Below are 18,629 nucleotides of genomic sequence, written 5' to 3'. Positions count from 1 at the left end.
GGAGGGTGGCGAGCATCGCGAGCCGGGTGGGGGTGCGACGCTGAACTCTGCAACACCCCCACCCCGCTCCGCTTCGCGGATCGACCCTCCCCACAAGGGGGAGGGTAAGGAATCCGTATCCTCCCACTATCTGCACATGCCGCATGCCGGGAAAGGCGTGGCGGTCGGGCTGTTCGGCGGTTCGTTCAACCCGCCGCATGCCGGCCATGCGCTGGTCGCCGAGATCGCACTCAGACGCCTTGCGCTCGATCAGCTGTGGTGGATGGTGACGCCCGGCAATCCGCTCAAGAATGCCGGAGACCTGGCGCCGCTGGCCGAGCGGCTGCAGCTATCCGAAAAGATCGCCAAGAACCCGAAGATCAAGGTCACCGCATTCGAGGCGGCCCACCGCGTCCGCTTCACCGCCGACACGCTGGCGCTGGTCAAGGCGCGTAACCCGGGCGTCGATTTTGTCTGGATCATGGGCGCCGACTCGCTTCGCGACTTCCACCGCTGGCAGCGCTGGCGCCGCATCGTCATGACGTTCCCGATCGCGGTGGTCGACCGGCCAGGTGCGACGCTGTCGTTCCTGTCGTCGGTGGTCGCCAAGACCTTCGACTATGCTCGCGTCGACGAGGGCGACGCACCGCGGCTCGCCCGCATGACGGCGCCGGCCTGGACCTTCATCCACGGCCCGCGTTCGTCGCTGTCGTCGAGCGCGATCCGCAAGGTGGCAAAGGGATAGGAGTCTCCTTCTCCCCCCTGTGGGACAAGGTGGCCGAGCGAAGCTCGGTCGGATGAGGGGTGCTGGAATGATCGCTAGCTTGAAGAACTAAGCACTTAAAATCCGTCGGTCTTTTTACGCTGCATTTCTTCCAGCACCCCTCATCCGTCTCGGCGCTGCGCGCCGATCCACCTTCTCCCACAAGGGGAGAAGGCAAGTCCGGTGATGTCGCTTTTGCCGCTGCCTTGACCTGCTTGATGGGCGATCCTCGGTCATGACGATTCTCGAGCGCGACCAGGACAAGAGCGGCCTAAGGCAGCCGGCGCCGTCGATCGCCATTGCCAGCATCCTTTTGTCGATGGCGCTGATCGCCGTCGGCAATGGGCTGATGTTCGCCTATATCCCAGTCCGGCTCGGCGCCGAGGGCTTCGATCCGACATGGGCGGGGCTGATCGTCACCGGCCTTTCGGCTGGCGGCCTTGCCGGTTGCATCCTGACCGGGCCGCTGGTGCGGCGTGTCGGCCATGCCCGCGTGTTCATGGTGCTGTCGGCACTGATCGTGCTGTCCAACGCCGCGGTCGGCGCCGGGCCGCACCCCTTGCCATGGATCGCTGCACGGGCACTCTACGGCTTTGCCATATGCGGCCTGTTCATCGTCGCGCAGAGCTGGCTGAACGATGTCGTCGCCAACGCCATCCGCGGCCGGGTCATGGCCATCTTCTACGTTGCCTATGTCGCCGGGCTCGGCGTCGGTTATTCGACGCTGGCGTTGATCGATATCCGCGCGGCCGATGCGCCGCTGATCGGCATTGCCTTTACCGCGCTGTCGATCCTTCCCGTCGGGCTGACGCGGCTCGCGCAGCCGCCGGCGCCGCAAGCGGCGTCCGTGGCGCTCGGCCGCGCCTGGCGGATCTCCCCGGTCGGCGTTGCCGGCATGCTTGCCGTCGGCGGCCTGTCGATGACGATCTCGGGTTTTGCGCCGATCCATGCCACGACCAAGGGCTACAGCCAGGCCGACGTCGCCTTGCTGCTTTCGGCAATGCCGGTCGGCACGCTGATCCTGCAGATTCCGCTCGGCTGGATTTCCGACCGCACCGACCGGCGCTTTGTGCTGATCGCGGCGTCGGCGCTTGCCGCCGCGGCGGGCCTGTTTGCCCTCGGTTTCGACGGCGGCGCGCTGGCGGCTCTGCTTGTCATCTATGTGGTCTGGGACGGCGCCTCGGAATCGATCTACTCGCTGGCCAGCGCCCATGCCGGTGACCGCGCCGGCAAGGACGACATGGTGGCGCTGTCGAGCTCGCTTTTGTTTGCCTGGTCGCTTTCCGGCTTCGTCGTACCCGGCATTGTGACCGGACTTTCCGCCGTCTACGGCACGCAGGCCTTCATCTATGTGGCAATCGTCATTGCCGCCGCCTACTGCCTGTTCGTTCTCTGGCGCGTCGTCATGGTGCGGCCGGTGCCCGCCACCGAGACCGGCAGTTTCGCGCCAATGACGGCGCAGGCGCCGTTGCCTGTCGATCTCGCCTTCGCGCCTGAAGATCAGCGCGGGCGCGGAGAGCTTTGAGGGGCATCCTGCCAGCTGGCTGCAACGCTCTATTGCTGCGTGGCTGAGGCCTCCGGCTGCGGCGCTTGCGGCGCCGGCGCCGGAATTGAAAGACCTTCGGCATCGAACGCCTGCTTGACCCCTTTGGTGAGGTCGATCTGGGCGGCGAAGAAATCGGCAGCCGCCGTCCAGTAGCGCAAGCTGATGGCGACGGTGCTGTCGCCGACGGTCGCGACAAAGGCGATCGGCGCAGGCTGCCGCCTGACGCGCCGGTCGGCGGCGGCAACGCCAAGCATGGTCTTCTGCGCAAAATCGATGTCGTTCCAGGAGCCGATGCTGAGCGTGATGTCGCCGCGCCGCACACCGTTGCGGGTGAAGTTGCGGACCGGCTGGTTCCACAGGGTCGAGTTGGGTGCAAGCACGTAGACGCCTTCGACCGTCCTCAGCGTTGTGGCAAACAGCCCGATCTCCTCGACGGTGCCGGATATCGCGCCGACTTCGACATATTCGCCGATGCGGAACGGCCGCAGCGCCAGGAGCATGATGCCGGCGGCAATGTTCTGCAGCGTGCCTTGCAGCGCCAGGCCGATGGCCAGGCCGGCGGCACCGATAGCGGCAATGATCGAAGCCGTCTGCACGCCGAACTGGCCGAGAACCATGATCACGACCAGTCCCAGGATGGCGTAGCGGACGACCTGCGAGAAGAAATGGCGGAGCGTTTCGTCGAAGCCGCTGATATGGCCGAGGCCGGCATAGATCGAACGCTCGGCGAGGCCGGCGACGATGTAGCCGATGACCAGCAGGATGACGGCGCCGACCGCCGAAAGCGAGTAGGAGACGATCAGCGTGCTGAGTTGCGCCAGGCCGGATTGCACGGTGAGGAGGGCGTTCTGGGGATCGATCGGCATGTCGGGATTCCGGTTCGTGGATGAGCCGATAACCGCTGCGGGGCGAGGCGGTTCCGATTTTCTGGCCCGAAAAGCCGGATATTCGGCCGCTGCCGGGTGCCTGCTTGCGAGCGGTGTCTTGAAACTGCAACCTAACTCTGCCTATCTAAGCAGTGTCACCTGATTTCAGAGGTGATTTGGTTGTTCTTGCTGCGAAAGGAAATACACTGAGAACAGCACTGCGGAAGAAGGCCGACATCGTGCCTTCGCCGGCCGGGATCAGCGTAAACGACGCCGTGTCCCGCGCCATCAAGACAGTCCTTGCCAGTCTGGAAGACTCCAAGGCCGAAAATATCGTCTCAATCGACATTCAGGGGAAATCGAGCCTCGGCGACTACATGGTCGTCGCGTCTGGCCGATCGCACCGTCATGTCTCGGCTGTTGCCGATCATCTCCTTAAGGCGCTCAAGGATGCCGGGCTCGGCACTGCGCGCGTCGAGGGGCTGGCTGGCGCCGACTGGGTCCTGATCGATTCGGGCGACATCATCGTCCATGTCTTCCGTCCCGAGGTCCGCGACTTCTACAATCTCGAAAAGATGTGGCAGGCGCCTGATCTCGAGGAGGAGACCCTCCACTGAGCCGTACTCGTCTTGATGCATGTCGTCGTCCGACATGCATCAGCGGCTCTTCGAGGCAGGGATGAAGATTACGGTTCATGCCGTGGGCCGAATGAAAGCCGGCCCCGAGAAGCAGTTGGCCGACCGCTATTTCGAGCGTTTTGCCAGGAGCGGTCCTGCCGTAGGCCTCGAATTCGCTGGGATCGTCGAGATTGCGGAAGGTCGCGCGCAGACGGCCGATGAGCGCCGGCGCGAGGAAGGCCAGAAGCTGCAGACGCACTTGCAACCGGGCACGGCGCTGATGCTGCTGGATGAGCGCGGCAAGAACCTTTCCTCCGAGGATTTCGCCGGCCGCATAGGTTCGCTGCGCGATGGCGGGCGCAAGGCGCTGGTGATCGCCATTGGCGGCGCCGACGGCCATGACCAGTCACTGCGCGACCTGGCTGATCTGACGGTGTCGCTCGGCGCGCTTACCTGGCCGCATCAGCTGGTCCGCGTGATGCTGGGCGAGCAGCTTTACCGGGCGGCCACGATCCTTTCCGGTCACCCCTACCATCGTTCATGAAGTCGGCTCCGTCGGCGAATTGATGCCAGCCGCCCGGATTTTTGCCCCAATGCTCATCGACAGTTTGGGCTCATGGGGTTTGCGGATGGCGGCCGGGGCTCGAACATGGTTGATGGTTCGTTAACGAAGCCGCGCATAGAGTTAGGCTTCAATGTCTGAAGACTGGAAATCACGAACGGGCTCCTGGCGCGTGCGCTACGGCATCGCCGTGGCGACGATCGCGCTTTCGCTCGGCGTCGCGCGGGCCGAGAACACGCTCGACCTGGCGCCCGACCCGGACCAGAGCCGCGCCGAATACGAAAAAGTATCGAAAGAGATCACGCTGTCGTCCGAGCGGCTGGCCAAGCTCGCAGCCGACATAGCGGCGGTCAAGAAGGACCACGCCTCGATCACCGCGGCGCTGATCCAGTCGGCGATGACCGAGCAGAAGCTCGGCCAGGACATCGAGGACATCGGCGGCAAGCTGGAAGGGCTGAAGGCGCAGGGGCAGAAGATCCGCGCCTCACTGGCCGCCAGACGCGACGTTCTGGCCGAAGTCCTCGGCGCGCTGCAGCGCATGGGGCTCAATCCGCCGCCGGCGATCCTGGTCAAGCCGGAGGACGCATTGTCGTCGGTGCGCAGCGCCATCCTGCTCGGTGCCGTGGTGCCGGAACTGCGCCAGCAGACCGACATGTTGCTGGCCGACCTCAAGGAGCAGTCGCGGGTGACGGCCTCGCTCGAGGCCGCGCGGGCGCGGCTGACGGCAGCTGTCGGCGAGCAGGCGGCGGAAAAAAAGCGGCTCGGCATGCTGCTCGAAGCGAAGCAGAAGCTCGCCGCCGATACGCAAACCGCGCTGGCCGTCGAAAAGCAGCGGTCCGCGACGCTGGCGGCCAAGGCCGGCAGCCTGAAAGAACTGATCGCCTCGCTCGAGGCCGACAGAGCCCGCAAGGCGGCGGATGCGGCCAAGGCAGCCGAGCAAAAGACGGCCGACGCCGACAAGGGCCCGGTATCGGCTGCGGCGCCGACGGAATTGGCCTCGCTGCCGGTGCCGGAGAGCAACAGGCTCACCGCTGCCGCGCCGTTTTCCGCGCTTCAAGGGCAGATCGCGCTGCCGGTCACCGGCAGGATCAAGCGGCGCTTCGGGGCCGACGACGGTAACGGCGCGATGATGCTCGGTGACATGGTTGCGACACAATCGGGAGCCATCGTCACAGCGCCGGCGGATGGAAATGTGCTTTATGCGGGGCCTTTCCGCTCTTACGGTCAACTCTTGATCCTGAATGCGGGTGACGGCTATCATGTCGTCCTGGCGGGGATGAGCAGAATCAGCGTCGCGTCTGGCCAGTCGGTGCTCGCAGGTGAGCCGGTCGGCGCGATGGGAGAGGCCCGGGTGGCGAGCACCTCGGCATCGAAGAATGGAAATGCCACGCCGGAGCTCTATGTCGAGTTCCGCAAGGATGGAAAACCCGTCGATCCGGCCCCATGGTGGGCGGACCGTTTTTCTGGAAGGACGTGAATGATGCGGAAACTGTCGCTTCTGTTTGCCGGTGCGCTGATGGGTGCATCGGCGATGAGCCTGGTCTATGGCGCGCCCGGCTCGACAGCGAAAGCTGCGGGCTCCGAGACCTATAAGCAACTGGCGATCTTCGGCGATATCTTCGAACGGGTGCGGGCGAATTATGTGACGCCGCCCGACGACAAGTCGCTGGTTGAAAATGCCATCAACGGCATGCTGTCGTCGCTCGACCCGCACTCCTCCTACATGAATGCCGAAGAAGCGCAGGACATGCGCGTGCAGACCAAGGGCGAATTCGGCGGCCTCGGCATCGAGGTCACCATGGAGAACGACCTGGTCAAGGTGATCACGCCGATCGACGATACGCCGGCCGCCAAGGCAGGCGTGCTCGCCGGCGACTATATCGCCAAGATCGACGGCGAGGAGGTCCGCGGCCTGACGCTCAACGACGCCGTCGAGAAGATGCGCGGGCTGGTCAATACGCCGATCAAGCTCACCATCCTGCGCCAGGGCGCCGACAAGCCGATCGAACTGACGGTCGTGCGCGACATCATCAAGGTCAAGGCGGTCAAGTTCCGGGTCGAAAACGACATCGGCTACATGAAGATCACCTCCTTTACCGAAAAAACCTATGACGACCTCGAGAATGCCATCGACACCATCAAGAAGCAGGTGCCGAACGACAAGCTCAAGGGCTACGTGCTCGACCTGCGCCTCAATCCGGGCGGTTTGCTCGACCAGGCGGTGAGCGTGTCGGATGCCTTCCTCGACCGTGGCGAGATCGTCTCGACGCGCGGCCGCGACCCGAAGGACGTCACCCGCTTCGACGCGCGGGCCGGCGACGACATCGGCGGCAAGCCGCTGATCGTGCTCGTCAATGGCGGCTCGGCCAGTGCCTCGGAAATCGTCGCCGGCGCACTGCAGGATCTGCGCCGCGCCACGGTGGTCGGCACGCAATCCTTCGGCAAGGGTTCGGTGCAGACCATCATCCCGCTTGGCGAGAACGGGGCGCTGCGGCTGACGACGGCGCTCTATTACACGCCGTCCGGCAAGTCGATCCAGGGCAAGGGCATCACGCCCGACATCAAGGTCGACCAGCCGCTGCCGGCGGAACTGCAGGGCAGGGACCTGACGCGCGGCGAATCTGACCTCAAGGGCCATATCAAGGGCGCCGACGAAAGCACGACCGGTTCGGGTTCGGCAGCCTATGTGCCGCCGGAACCGAAGGACGATTTGCAGCTCATCTATGCCGAGCAGCTGCTGCGCGGCCAGAAGACGGATCCGGCGTTCCCGCCGAATCCGCAAAAGGCCGTGTTGAACCAGTAAGGGCAGGCAAGCCGGGCCAAACAGGTCTGGCTGCCTGGGCGAAGCGATGCGATGCTGCCGGGGCCGCGAGGCTCCGGCAGTTTGATTCGGGGGCCGCGGCCGGCATGCTGCGCGTCCAGTGAAGCAAGGGGACGCGCCGACATTTTGGATTTTGCGCCTCCGGAGAAGGTTTCACTTCGGGGATGCGCGCCGGGGATGCGGGCTTGGCTGATATCGGCAAGGACATAGAACGACCTCTCGGACAGGCGATCCGGCTGCCGCGCTCAGGCAGCGGGATCAGCGCCGGTACGGTCGCGGCCGCGCTTGTCGTGCTGTCCGTGGTCGGCGTCTCCAGCGCCATCGCCTTGCGAGACAAGCCGTTCCGGAAGCTGCAAGAAGCAGCCGTTTCGACGCCGAAGACGCCGGCGGCGGATACCGCCGCCGCGCCCGCCAAGGCGACACCCGAAATGGCTGCGCCAAGCAACGCAAGCGGGACCAACATAAGCGGGCCGAAGACGGGCGGTCCGCAGATCATCCATGTCCAGACCGAGGGGGGCGACGCTCCACCCGAGGCGGCCATAGTCATTCGCGACCCTTCGACGATCGGCCAGAACCTCAGGATCGCGCATATTCCCGACAAGGCGCTGGTCGAGGCCAGCGAAACCGGTCCGTTGCCGATCCGCGCCGCCGACGGCAGGCGCCCGTTCGATGTCTATGCGCGGCCGTGGTCCGGGGCTCGCGGTGCACGCGTCGCGCTCGTCATCGGCGGGCTTGCCGTGTCGCAGACCGGCACGCAGGCAGCCATCGCCAAGCTGCCGGCGGAAGTGACGCTGGCCTTCGCGCCGCAAGGCAACAGCATCGGCCGCTGGATGCAGGTGGCGCGGCAGAGCGGCCATGAGGTCATCATGCAGGTACCGCTTGAGCCGTTCGACTATCCGAACGTCAATCCCGGCCGTAACACGCTGACCGTGGCTGCAACGCCGGACGAGAATTTGAAGAATTTACGCTGGGCGCTGTCGCGAACGACCAACTACACCGGCGTCATGAACTATATGGGCGCCCGCTTTTCGGCCGACGCGACGGCGATGGGGCCGTTGATGGCCGAGCTTGGCAAGCGTGGTCTGGCCTATGTCGACGACGGTTCGTCGGCGCGCAGCCTGGCACCCGAACTGGCGCTGAAGGACGGCGTGCCGTTCGTCGGCGGCGATACGGCGATCGATGCGGTGCAGGACCGCGGCGCCATATTGAAGAAACTGGATGGGCTGGAAGCGACGGCACGGGCGAAAGGATTTGCCGTCGGCATCGGCTCGGCTTTCGACCTGACGGTGGATACCGTGTCTTCCTGGGTGACCGAGGCCAAGAAGCGCGGCATCGAGATCGTGCCGGTTTCGGCGGTGGCCATAGATCCGGAAAAAGGCTGAGATGACAAAGAACAAGCTCGTTGAGCCCGAGACGCTGCCCTACCGGCCCTGCATAGGGGTGATGGTCCTCAATGAGGCCGGCCTGGTCTGGGTCGGCCGTCGCATTGCCGAGCCGGACAGCGAATTCGCTGGAACGACGCAGCTCTGGCAGATGCCGCAGGGCGGCATCGATGATGGCGAGGAGCCGCTGCCCGCGGCGGCGCGTGAACTTTACGAAGAGACCGGCATGCGCTCGGTGTCGCTGCTGGCCGAGGCGCCGCACTGGATCAAATACGACCTGCCGGCGCATCTGGTCGGCGTCGCCTTCAAGGGACGATATCGCGGCCAGACGCAGAAATGGTTTGCCTTCCGTTTCCACGGCGACGAAAGCGAGATCGCGATCAATCCGCCGCCGGGTGGCCACAAGGCCGAGTTCGACCGGTGGGCGTGGCGGCCGATGCTGGAATTGCCGGGCCTGATCGTGCCGTTCAAGCGCAAGGTCTACGAAGACGTGGTGGCGGCGTTCCGGCACCTGGTGGCGTAGCCGCCGGCCTTCCGTTAAAACAGGTCGGCATGAACAACATCTCCAGCAAATCTCTTCCGCCGACCGTCACCCTGAGCGAACCGATCAGCGAAGCCGCGGCAGGGGCGATCCTGACCATCGATCTCGGCGCCGTCCGTGAGAACTACCGGCGGCTGAAGGCGCGGCTGGGCGGCGTCGGCTGTGCTGGAGTGGTCAAGGCCGACGGCTATGGGATTGGCGCGGCGCCGGTGGCGGCGGCGCTGATGGGTGAGGGCTGTAATACTTTCTTTGTTGCGCATTTGGCCGGCGGCATCTTGCTGCGCAAGGCGCTCGGCTCAGATCCGGCCATTTATGTGCTGAACGGCATTCCGCCGGGTGCGGAAACGGAAGCGGTTGTGGCAGGGCTTTGCACCGTACTCAACAGCGCCAGCCAACTCGCGGCATGGCGCGAGATGGCCGGGCGGGTGGGCCGTAAGTTGCCGGCCGCCCTCCAGGTCGACAGCGGCATGTCGCGGCTCGGCATGACGCCATCCGAGGTGAAGGCAGTTGCGCAGGATCCGCAGGCTTTCGACGGTGTCGAACTGACCTTCGTGATGAGCCATCTCGCCTGCGCCGATGAACCCGAGCAGCCGGCCAACGAGCGGCAGCGGCTGGAATTCGAACGGCTGCGCCGGATGCTGCCGGAAGCGCCGGCTTCCCTTGCCAATTCATCAGGCATTTTTCTCGGGCAGCGCTATCACTACGACCTCGTTCGTCCGGGTGCCGCTCTCTATGGTGTCAATCCGACGCCGGCGAAGGACAATCCGATGCTGCCGGTGGTGCGATTGCAGGCCAAGGTCATCCAGACGCGGATATTGGAGGCCGGCGCCGGTGTCGGCTACGGTCACACTTTCCACGCCAAGGCCCCGCTTGCCGCGGCGACGATTTCGCTCGGCTACGGCGATGGCTGGCATCGACGCGCCGCTTCCGCCGCCTGGCTCGAAAATGTGCGGCTGCCCTTCGTCGGCCGGGTTTCGATGGATTCGATCATCCTCGACATTTCCGCATTGCCGCCCGGCAGGCTGAAGGCCGGCGACCTCGTCGAACTCATCGGACCGTCGTCGCAGACGGTGGACCAGGTAGCCGGCCAGGCCGGCACCATCGGCTATGAGGTCTTGACCAGCCTCGGCCACCGTTTCCACCGGCGCTATGTGAATGGCTAGGACGCAAGGTTGTTGTCCTCACGCATGTCTTTTCCCTAAGCATCGGCACTTGGCTGACGCCACAGAATCCGGCAGACATGAGGCGGCGATGATCCCGGTCTCGAATCCCGACGAGATGCCGCCGCGGAGAACCAAACGATGAAGATCTTCGTGCTGGGCGGCGGCGTGATCGGGGTCACCACCGCCTATTTTCTTGCCGAGGCCGGTCATCAGGTGACGGTGATCGATCGCCAGAAAGGCCCGGCGCTGGAAACCAGCTTTGCCAATGCCGGCGAGATCTCGCCCGGCTATGCCTCGCCCTGGGCCGGGCCCGGCGTTCCGCTGAAAGCCATCAAATGGCTTTTGATGAAGCACGGTCCACTGGTGGTGCGACCGGCCCTCGATCCGCATATGTGGATATGGCTGGTCAAGATGCTGCGCAATTGCACGGCTGAACGCTACGCGCTGAACAAGGCGCGCATGGTGCCGCTGGCCGAGTACAGCCGCGACACGCTGAAGGCGCTGCGCGAGGCGACCGGCATCGCCTATGACGAGCGCGCCAAGGGCACGCTGCAGCTCTTCCGAACGCAAAAGCAGCTCGACGGCGTCGGCGGCGATGTCGAGGTGCTGAAGGCCTATGGCGTCCCCTACGAGGTCCTCGACCCCGACGGCTGCATTGCGGCCGAGCCTGGGCTGGCCGGCGTGCGCGAAAAATTCGTCGGTGGCCTGCGGTTGCCCGGCGACGAAACCGGCGACTGCAAGATGTTCACCGACAGGCTTGCCGAGCTTTGCGCAGCACGCGGCGTCACCTTCGAATACGACACGGAGATACGGCGCGTCGTCAAGAAGCGCGATCGCATCACCAACATCAGCACCAGCAAGGGCTGGATGGTCGCCGATGCCTATGTGATGGCGATGGGCAGCTATTCGGCACGGTTCATGCGCATGCTGAAGCGGCCCATCCCGGTCTACCCGGTCAAGGGCTATTCGATCACCCTGCCGATCAAGGACGCCGCCGCTGCACCGGTCTCGACCGTGATGGACGAGAGCTACAAAGTAGCGATCACCCGGCTCGGCGACCGTATCCGGGTCGGCGGCACGGCGGAGATTTCCGGCTTCGACCTGCGGCTGCATGAATCGCGGCGCCGCACGCTCGAACATTCGGTCGGCGACCTGTTTCCGGGCAGCGGCGACATGCGATCGGCGACCTTCTGGTGCGGGCTGCGGCCGATGACACCGGACGGGCCGCCGCTGATCGGCCGCACCGATTTCTCCAATCTCTATCTCAACACTGGCCATGGCACACTCGGCTGGACCATGGCCTGCGGCTCGGCCAAAGTTCTGGCCGACATCATCTCCAGCCGGGTGCCCGACATCGACGTCGGCGATCTCGGGCCCGGACGATACGCCAAGTAAGACGCCCACCAGCTAAGACAGCCAGCGGCCGGCAGGCTCACGCGAACAAACCCCTGTCCCGTTCGACGGCCTTGGTAATGAAGCTCGCGACGACCTGGACGCGGCGCAGCGGCCTGACCGATTCATGATAGACCAGCCAGTAGGCGCGGCGGATGGGTGCGACGATATCGAGAGGCACCAGCTCCGGCATCGAGCGGGCAACGAAGGTGTGCAGGATGCCGATGCCGGCGCCGGAACGCACCGCTTCGGCCTGGCCGAGCGCGGAGGAAATGGCGAAGCTGGTCCGCCAGTCGGGGCTGAATTCGGCCGCGTAGTCGAGCGAGGGACTGACGATCAGGTCCGGCACGTAGCCGATCAGCGTATGCTGGCCTAGCTCGGCGGCGGTTCCGGGCAGGCCATGGGTGTCGGCGTAGGCACGCGACGCGAACAGGCCGAGCGTGTAGTCGACCAGCTTTCCCGCCACCAGGCGGCCTTCCGTCGGCCGTTCGACGGTGATGGCAATGTCAGCCTCGCGCCGGGACAAAGAGAAGGAGCGTGGCACCGGCACCAGCTGGATGGTGAGCTCACGGTGCAGAGCGGTCAGCGCGCCGAGGCGCCTGGCCAGGAAGGCGACGCCAAAGCCGTCCGGCGCGCCGATGCGCACGGTGCCCGAGATGTCGTCGCCTTCGCCTGAAACGGTCGAGCGCGCGGCGATCATGTCGCCCTCCATGCGTTCGGCAATCTCGAGGAAACGCTCGCCCGCCGGCGTCAGCTCGCTGCCGGTGGTAAGCCGGCGAAACAGTTTTGTCCTGAGCGCTGCCTCGAGGGCGGCAATGCGGCGCGAGACGGTCGCGTGATTAAGCTCCAGCCGCCTGGCGGCGCCGAGGATCTGGCCGGCCCGCGCTACGGCAAGGAAGATACGGGCATCATCCCAGTTCATGAGGGTCCTGGCGATAACGATCAAAACCGCGTTCCTTCGCGCCCCCCTCTGTCCTGCCGGACATCTCCCCCTCAAGGGGGGAGATTGGCAGTTTCGCCGCAGGCGTCTTTCTTGCCGCGGTGAAGATTTCCGAAGGCGGGCGTGACAGCCAATCTCCCCCCTTGAGGGGGAGATGTCCGGCAGGACAGAGGGGGGCGGTGAAGGAACTCAATCTCAATCCTTGCTGCTGGGGACCTGCATTCTTCCTATTTGCGAGAATTGATGCTCTGCCGTCAACCGCTATCTATTTTCTGCACAACGGTTGCGTTTTCGCTCGCGTTGCCATCGCTCCCGCAAAGGCGGACAATGCCTCATCACGAACCAGGGAGAGAGACCATGATCGAATACGGTCATTTCATCGGCGGCAAGCGCGTCGCCGGAACCAGCGGCCGCAAGCAGGACGTCATGCAGCCGATGGACGGCACGGTGCGCGGCACGGTGGCGCTGGCTTCGCAGGCGGAATTGCGTGCGGCGGTCGAAAACGCCAAGGCCGCACAGCCCGGCTGGGCGGCGACCAATCCGCAGCGGCGCGTACGCGTCCTGATGCGGTTCCTCGAGCTGGTCGCCAAGGAGTATGACGCGCTGGCCGAGATATTGGCGCGCGAACACGGCAAGACCATCGCCGACGCCAAGGGCGACATCCAGCGCGGCCTCGAAGTGGTCGAGGTCTGCATCGGTGCGCCGCATATGATGAAGGGCGAGTTCACCGATGGCGCCGGCCCCGGCATCGACGTCTATTCGATGCGCCAGCCGCTCGGCGTCGTCGCCGGCATCACACCGTTCAATTTTCCGGCGATGATCCCGCTGTGGAAGATCGCGCCGGCCATCGCCTGTGGCAATGCCTTCATTCTCAAGCCGTCCGAACGCGACCCGGGCGTGCCGATGCGCATTGCCGAACTGTTCATCGAGGCCGGTCTGCCGGCGGGCATCCTCAATGTCGTCAATGGCGACAAGGAAGTGGTCGACGCCATCCTCGACGATGCTGACATCAAGGCCATCGGTTTCGTCGGCTCGACACCGATCGCCCAGTACATTTATTCGCGCGGCTGCGCTGCCGGCAAGCGCGTGCAGTGCTTCGGCGGTGCCAAGAATCACATGATCATCATGCCGGATGCCGACATGGACCAAACCGTCGACGCGCTGATCGGCGCCGGCTACGGCTCGGCCGGCGAGCGCTGCATGGCGATCTCGGTGGCCGTCCCGGTCGGCAACGACACCGCCAACCGGCTGATGGAAAGACTGGTGCCGCGCGTCGAGAGCCTGAAGGTCGGTCCGTCGACGGATTCTTCCGCCGATTTCGGCCCGCTGGTCACGGCGCAGGCGCTGGAGCGGGTCAAGTCCTATGTCGACACCGGCGTCAAGGAAGGCGCCAGGCTGGTCGTCGACGGCCGCGGCTTCTCCATGCAGGGCTACGAGAACGGCTACTATATGGGCGGCTGCCTGTTCGACAATGTGACCGCCGACATGCGCATCTACAAGGAAGAGATCTTCGGGCCGGTGCTCTCGGTCGTTCGCGCACCGACCTACGAGAACGCCATCAAGCTCGCCAACGAGCACGAGATGGGCAATGGCGTCGCCATCTTCACCCGCGACGGCGACGCGGCGCGCGACTTCGCCTCGCGGGTTCAGGTCGGCATGGTCGGCATCAACGTGCCGATCCCGGTGCCGATCGCCTACTACACCTTTGGCGGCTGGAAGGCGTCCTCCTTCGGCGACCTCAACCAGCACGGGCCGGACGCGTTCCGCTTCTACACCAAGACCAAGACGGTAACGTCGCGCTGGCCGTCCGGCGTGAAGGACGGTGCCGAGTTCGTCATCCCGACGATGAACTGACCGAACGGTTTCTGTCAGCGCGTCCTCGCCTTCGGCTTGGGGCGCGCTGGCCGGCGTGAAGGATGGCGCCGAATTCGTCACCCCGACGATGAACTGATCCAAATCGCAGAAAGCAAGAAAAGGCCCGGGCACCAAGCTCGGGCCTTTTTGCCGCGGTCTTCATCGGCATGAACACTAATGTGATGGAACCAAGAAGGCAGCAATCTTCTTAGGTTGCAGTCCTGCCGCGAAGGAGATGCTGGCAGATCAACCAACGGCGCTGGTGACGGCTCCGGGGGATATCGTCCGGCGCAAAGGAGGTGTCAGATGGCACGTCTCATGGCGACTATAGCTTGCGCTGCGATGGCCCTTTCCGCCGTCCCGGCAATGGCTGCCGAGCAATGTGCGGCACGCGCCGATATGGTCAAGGCGCTCGGCGAGAAGTTTCATGAAAACCCGAGCGCGGTCGGCGTCGTCAATCCGAATGTGGTGCTTGAAGTCTTCGTTTCCGACAAGGGCACATGGACCATCCTCGCCAGCGACACAAAAGGTCAAAGCTGCGTGATTTCAGTCGGCGAAGGCTGGGAGAGCGCGATGACGAAAGCGGCGCTGCCAGGCACCTGAACGATTTATCACGGGTCTGCGCGCCTCGGCATGGCCGCGCGGCCTGTGGCTCATTCTTTCGGCGACAGCCGTAAAACGGATCTGCAGGCGCCCGCTTGGGCGCCTGCTTGCGCTTTTCCATTATCGATACCATATATCGAGAACATAATGGGAACATCTTAAATCGTTCCCACCAATGGCAGACCGGAACACAGAAAGGAACGACGCGATGATGATGACGTCGGAACCGGCCTGGATCGCTCCGGCAAAATGAGGCCGTCAAACCCCTCCTTTGCCGGAACGTGATGGCAAAGGAGGTGCCCTATGGCACGCAAATCGCTGTTGAGATGGGTGAAAACCCTGGTTCTTGCTGGCGCATTGGCGGTGGGTACGAACACCGCAGGCGCGCAATATCAACACTGCGTTGAACATGGCGAGCTCGTCGCCCATTTGAGCGAGAAGTTCCAGGAAAGGCAGTTTGCTTTGGGGCTGATCGGTCATGAGGCGGTCATGGAAGTCTTTGTCGCCGAGACCGGAACCTGGACCATCGTCGTCACCGATATCGCCGGCAGAAGCTGCATCGTCGCGGCCGGCGACAATTGGGAAAACGTGATGGCCCTGCCCGGCCAGGGCGCATGACGAAATGGCAGGCTCAGCGTGTGGCAGCTGCCTCGGCATGGCCGCGCAAAAGCGCCATCAGGCGCTTGGCGTCCTTGGCCGCGGCATCTTCGTCGCCGGCGAGGATCGAACGGATCAGTGCGACATGGTGCTCGGCGGATTCGGCCAATCCGGTATCGGCCTTGTAGCGGAACCAGAAGCGACGGCTATGGGTTTGCAAGGGTGCCGCCAGGCGCGCGGCGAACGGGTTGTCGGCAGCCAGCGCCAGCGCCTCGTCAAGCGCCTTGTCGGCCTGGATAAAGTAGAACACATTTTCCGAAATCACCGCCTTTTGCATGGCAAGGGCAGCGTCATGGAACAGGTCGGCGGCCTCGCGGGTAACGAAGCGGGCGGCCGAGCGGGCAAGCACCACCTCGACGCCACGGCGGGCGTCGAGGACACGCAGCCAGTCGCCGGGGTGAAGCGGCGCGATGGCGATGCCGGCGCGCGGCCGGACCTCGAGCAGCCCCTCCCAGGCCAGCCGCTGGATTGCTTCGCGAACCGGGGTGCGGCCGAGGCCGAGCCTGTCAATCAGCGCCCCCTCGGTGATGAAGCTCGCCGGCGCCAGTTCGAGAGTTACGATCATGTGCTCGAGCCTGCGGTAGGCCTTCGCAGTTGCCGGCTCGGAGCCCGGGCTGTCATATACCAATGCGGCATCTCCTGATATATTGTTGATATATCATATCAGATTCAACGTTGACAGCCGGCTTCTTAAGAAATATACGACTGATATATCAGATGGAGCGATCGACATGTGGGCCGGAGTCTTCCCCGCCGTTACGACCAAATTCACCGAGGACGACGGCCTCGACCATGCCGAGATGGAGCGCTGCTTTGCGCTGCAGATGGAGGCCGGCTGTGACGGCATCATCGTCTGCGGGTCGCTCGGCGAAGGCCCGATGCTGTCGCACGACGAGAAGATCGCGGTGCTGAAGACCGCGCAGAAGATCGCCGGCAAGAAACCGGTGCTGTTGACGGTCAACGAGGCCGGTACACGCGAGGCGGCGGCGATCGCGCGCCGCGCCGCCAAGGAAGGCGCCAACGGTTTGATGGTGGTGCCGAGCCCGATCTACCATACCAATGCCGAGGAGACGGTCGCGGCACTCAGCGCCGTCGCCGCGGCCGGCGACCTGCCGGTGATGATCTACTCCAACCGGCTTGCCTACCGCGTCGACGTCACCGTCGACCAGATGGAGGAGTTGGCGAAGGACCAACGCTTCGTCGCCATAAAAGAGTCCTCCGACGACATCCGCCGCTCGACCGAGATCATCAACCGCCTCGGCGACCGCTACGACCTGTTCACCGGCGTAGACAATCTCGCCTTCGAGGCGCTGTCGGTCGGCGCCATCGGCTGGGTGGCGGGCCTGGTCACCGCGTTCCCGCGCGAGACCGTCGCCATCTACCAGCTGATGCGACAGGGCCGCCGCGAGGAGGCGTTGAAGATCTACCGCTGGTTCCGGCCGCTGCTCGACCTCGACGTTTCGACCTATCTGGTGCAGAACATCAAGCTTGCCGAAGTGCTGGCGATCAACACCAACGACCGCGTGCGCATGCCGCGCCAGCCATTGTCGGGCGAGCGGCGCAAGGCAGTCGAAAAGATCGTCAGGGATGCGCTGGCGGTGCGGCCAGAGCTGCCGACATTCTGATCCAGTCGCTTTGAAGGCATTTGCAGATGTGCAGCGCGGCGCATGGCAATGAATGATAATGCTACGCTCGATGTCGCCATCATTGGTGGCGGCATCATCGGCATCTGCGCCGCCGCCTTTCTGGCAGAGGCGGGGCGAAACGTGACGATCTTCGATCGGACGGGGATCTGTGAGGAAACCAGTTCCGGCAATGCCGCTGCCTTTGCCTTCTCCGATGTGCTGCCGCTCGCCCACAAGGGCATGATCAAGCAGTTGCCGAAATGGCTCGCCGACCCGCTCGGCCCGCTCAGCATCCCACCCGCGTATCTGCCGAAGCTGCTGCCCTGGCTGGTCCGCTTCTGGCGCGCCGGCCGAAGCGACCGCTATGAAGGCGGCCTTGCCGCGCAGGCCGGGATGATGAAGCTCGCCGAGGCGGAATGGATGGGCTTGCTCGACCGTTCCGGCACACGGCCGATGCTGCGTGAGGACGGCTCGCTCGAACTCTACGACAGCGAGGCCGAGTTCAAGGCTTCACTGCCCGGCTGGGCGGCAAGGCAGCGCTTCGGCATCGGCTTCAGCCATGTCGAGGGGAGCGCTCTCACAGCCCTGCAGCCCGGTCTGTCGCCGCGCTTCGTCAAGGGAACGTTCGTGCCGGGGTGGAAAACCGTTGCCGATCCCAAGCTGCTTGGAAAGGCCTTGTGGGCCTATGCCGAGAGGTTGGGCGCCGGGTTCGAAAGGGCCCGGATCGAGCGTGTCGAGGCGGGACAGGACGGCGCGATCCTGACCACGGCCGACGGCACGCGGCGACGGGCGAAGCACGTCGTCATCGCTGCCGGGGCCTGGTCGCATCTGCTGGCGAGACATCTCGGCGACGGAATCCCGCTGGAGACCGAGCGTGGCTACAACACGACGTTGCCGAAGACTGCCTTCGACGTAAAGCGGCAATTGATCTTCTCCGGACATGGCTTCGTCATCACGCCGCTCGAGACGGGCCTGCGCGTCGGCGGCGCGGTCGAACTCGGCGGCCTTGAGAGGCCGCCCAATTATGCGCGCTCGAAAGCGCTGCTCGAAAAGGCGCAGAAATTCCTGCCGGGACTGGATCCGGCCAATGGACGCGAATGGATGGGGTTCCGGCCGTCGCTGCCGGATTCGCTGCCGGTGATCGGGCGGTCGCAACAAACGCCGTCGGTGGTGTATGGTTTCGGCCACGGTCACCTCGGCCTGCCCCAGGCCGCGGTGACCGGGCGCTTGATCCGCGAGCTCGTTCTCGGGCAGAATCCATCGCTCGATCTCGGCCCGTTCAGCCCGCAACGGTTTTGAGTTCGAAGACAGTCAGTTG

At 64.6% G+C, this 18,629-nt stretch carries 17 protein-coding genes and 1 pseudogene; 15 read left to right on the top strand and 3 right to left on the bottom strand.

From position 1 onward, the window contains the following. Positions 1 to 136 precede the first annotated feature (136 nt). Positions 137 to 724 carry a nicotinate-nucleotide adenylyltransferase gene (locus NKI72_RS05385; protein ID WP_031212055.1) on the top strand — a complete coding sequence of 196 codons (588 nt, stop codon included), beginning with the start codon at positions 137 to 139 and terminating at the stop codon, positions 722 to 724. A 253-nt stretch (positions 725 to 977) separates the two neighbouring features. Continuing rightward, positions 978 to 2,267 carry an MFS transporter gene (locus NKI72_RS05380; protein WP_352833997.1) on the top strand — a complete coding sequence of 430 codons (1,290 nt, stop codon included), beginning with the start codon at positions 978 to 980 and terminating at the stop codon, positions 2,265 to 2,267. A gap of 29 nt (positions 2,268 to 2,296) precedes the next feature. Here NKI72_RS05380 and NKI72_RS05375 read toward each other — a convergent pair whose 3' ends face one another. Further along, on the bottom strand, positions 2,297 to 3,154 hold the full coding sequence (locus tag NKI72_RS05375; protein WP_352471253.1) for a mechanosensitive ion channel family protein: 858 nt from the start codon (positions 3,152 to 3,154) through the stop codon (positions 2,297 to 2,299). Positions 3,155 to 3,393: 239 nt separating this feature from the next. Between NKI72_RS05375 and rsfS the strand changes: the two genes are divergently transcribed. The 8 genes and pseudogenes from rsfS to NKI72_RS05335 form a co-directional block, all read left to right on the top strand. Beyond that, entirely contained in the window at positions 3,394 to 3,771 is a 378-nt protein-coding gene (rsfS, locus tag NKI72_RS05370; protein ID WP_023678068.1) for a ribosome silencing factor, read from the top strand. A 61-nt stretch (positions 3,772 to 3,832) separates the two neighbouring features. Continuing rightward, the gene (gene rlmH, locus NKI72_RS05365) at positions 3,833 to 4,315 is read left to right on the top strand and encodes a 23S rRNA (pseudouridine(1915)-N(3))-methyltransferase RlmH (RefSeq protein ID WP_352833994.1); all 483 of its coding nucleotides are present in this window, start codon (positions 3,833 to 3,835) and stop codon (positions 4,313 to 4,315) included. 151 nt (positions 4,316 to 4,466) lie between these two features. Then, positions 4,467 to 5,810 (top strand): murein hydrolase activator EnvC family protein, encoded by a 1,344-nt coding sequence (locus NKI72_RS05360; protein ID WP_352849968.1) that lies wholly within the window; start codon positions 4,467 to 4,469, stop codon positions 5,808 to 5,810. After that, positions 5,811 to 7,136 carry a S41 family peptidase gene (locus NKI72_RS05355; protein ID WP_023678065.1) on the top strand — a complete coding sequence of 442 codons (1,326 nt, stop codon included), beginning with the start codon at positions 5,811 to 5,813 and terminating at the stop codon, positions 7,134 to 7,136. It begins immediately after the preceding gene. Positions 7,137 to 7,339: 203 nt separating this feature from the next. Beyond that, complete coding sequence (locus NKI72_RS05350; protein WP_352849967.1) at positions 7,340 to 8,536, top strand: divergent polysaccharide deacetylase family protein; 1,197 nt, start codon at positions 7,340 to 7,342, stop codon at positions 8,534 to 8,536. Between the two features lies 1 nt (position 8,537). Then, the gene (locus NKI72_RS05345) at positions 8,538 to 9,059 is read left to right on the top strand and encodes an RNA pyrophosphohydrolase (protein WP_352833990.1); all 522 of its coding nucleotides are present in this window, start codon (positions 8,538 to 8,540) and stop codon (positions 9,057 to 9,059) included. A gap of 29 nt (positions 9,060 to 9,088) precedes the next feature. Beyond that, positions 9,089 to 10,240, top strand: coding sequence for an alanine racemase (alr, locus tag NKI72_RS05340; RefSeq protein WP_352833988.1), 1,152 nt, complete (start codon positions 9,089 to 9,091; stop codon positions 10,238 to 10,240). Positions 10,241 to 10,357: 117 nt separating this feature from the next. After that, positions 10,358 to 11,635: pseudogene (locus tag NKI72_RS05335) on the top strand (D-amino acid dehydrogenase); the annotation flags it as partial. A 37-nt stretch (positions 11,636 to 11,672) separates the two neighbouring features. On the opposite strand, the gene NKI72_RS05330 reads toward NKI72_RS05335, so the two are convergent. Further along, positions 11,673 to 12,554, bottom strand: a complete 882-nt coding sequence (locus NKI72_RS05330) for a LysR family transcriptional regulator (protein ID WP_352613322.1) — start codon at positions 12,552 to 12,554, stop codon at positions 11,673 to 11,675. Positions 12,555 to 12,929: 375 nt separating this feature from the next. On the opposite strand from NKI72_RS05330, the gene NKI72_RS05325 reads away from it, so the two are divergent. The 3 genes from NKI72_RS05325 (at position 12,930) to NKI72_RS05315 (ending at position 15,647) form a co-directional block, all read left to right on the top strand. After that, positions 12,930 to 14,426 carry a CoA-acylating methylmalonate-semialdehyde dehydrogenase gene (locus NKI72_RS05325; RefSeq protein ID WP_352831297.1) on the top strand — a complete coding sequence of 499 codons (1,497 nt, stop codon included), beginning with the start codon at positions 12,930 to 12,932 and terminating at the stop codon, positions 14,424 to 14,426. 306 nt (positions 14,427 to 14,732) lie between these two features. Then, positions 14,733 to 15,029, top strand: a complete 297-nt coding sequence (locus NKI72_RS05320) for a hypothetical protein (protein WP_352471247.1) — start codon at positions 14,733 to 14,735, stop codon at positions 15,027 to 15,029. Positions 15,030 to 15,332: 303 nt separating this feature from the next. Next, positions 15,333 to 15,647, top strand: coding sequence for a hypothetical protein (locus NKI72_RS05315; RefSeq protein ID WP_352471246.1), 315 nt, complete (start codon positions 15,333 to 15,335; stop codon positions 15,645 to 15,647). Between the two features lie 13 nt (positions 15,648 to 15,660). Here NKI72_RS05315 and NKI72_RS05310 read toward each other — a convergent pair whose 3' ends face one another. Further along, the gene (locus tag NKI72_RS05310) at positions 15,661 to 16,251 is read right to left on the bottom strand and encodes a GntR family transcriptional regulator (RefSeq protein WP_502893709.1); all 591 of its coding nucleotides are present in this window, start codon (positions 16,249 to 16,251) and stop codon (positions 15,661 to 15,663) included. A gap of 166 nt (positions 16,252 to 16,417) precedes the next feature. Between NKI72_RS05310 and NKI72_RS05305 the strand changes: the two genes are divergently transcribed. Further along, entirely contained in the window at positions 16,418 to 17,311 is an 894-nt protein-coding gene (locus NKI72_RS05305) for a dihydrodipicolinate synthase family protein (protein WP_352471244.1), read from the top strand. 48 nt (positions 17,312 to 17,359) lie between these two features. Further along, on the top strand, positions 17,360 to 18,610 hold the full coding sequence (locus tag NKI72_RS05300; RefSeq protein WP_352849966.1) for an NAD(P)/FAD-dependent oxidoreductase: 1,251 nt from the start codon (positions 17,360 to 17,362) through the stop codon (positions 18,608 to 18,610). The last annotated feature ends 19 nt before the right edge of the window (positions 18,611 to 18,629 follow it).

It is taken from the genome of Mesorhizobium sp. M0437, assembly GCF_040321335.1.
Classification (GTDB): Bacteria; Pseudomonadota; Alphaproteobacteria; order Rhizobiales; family Rhizobiaceae; genus Mesorhizobium.
Note: the sequence above shows the minus strand (reverse complement) of the source record. Positions and strands in the feature narration are given on the sequence as shown.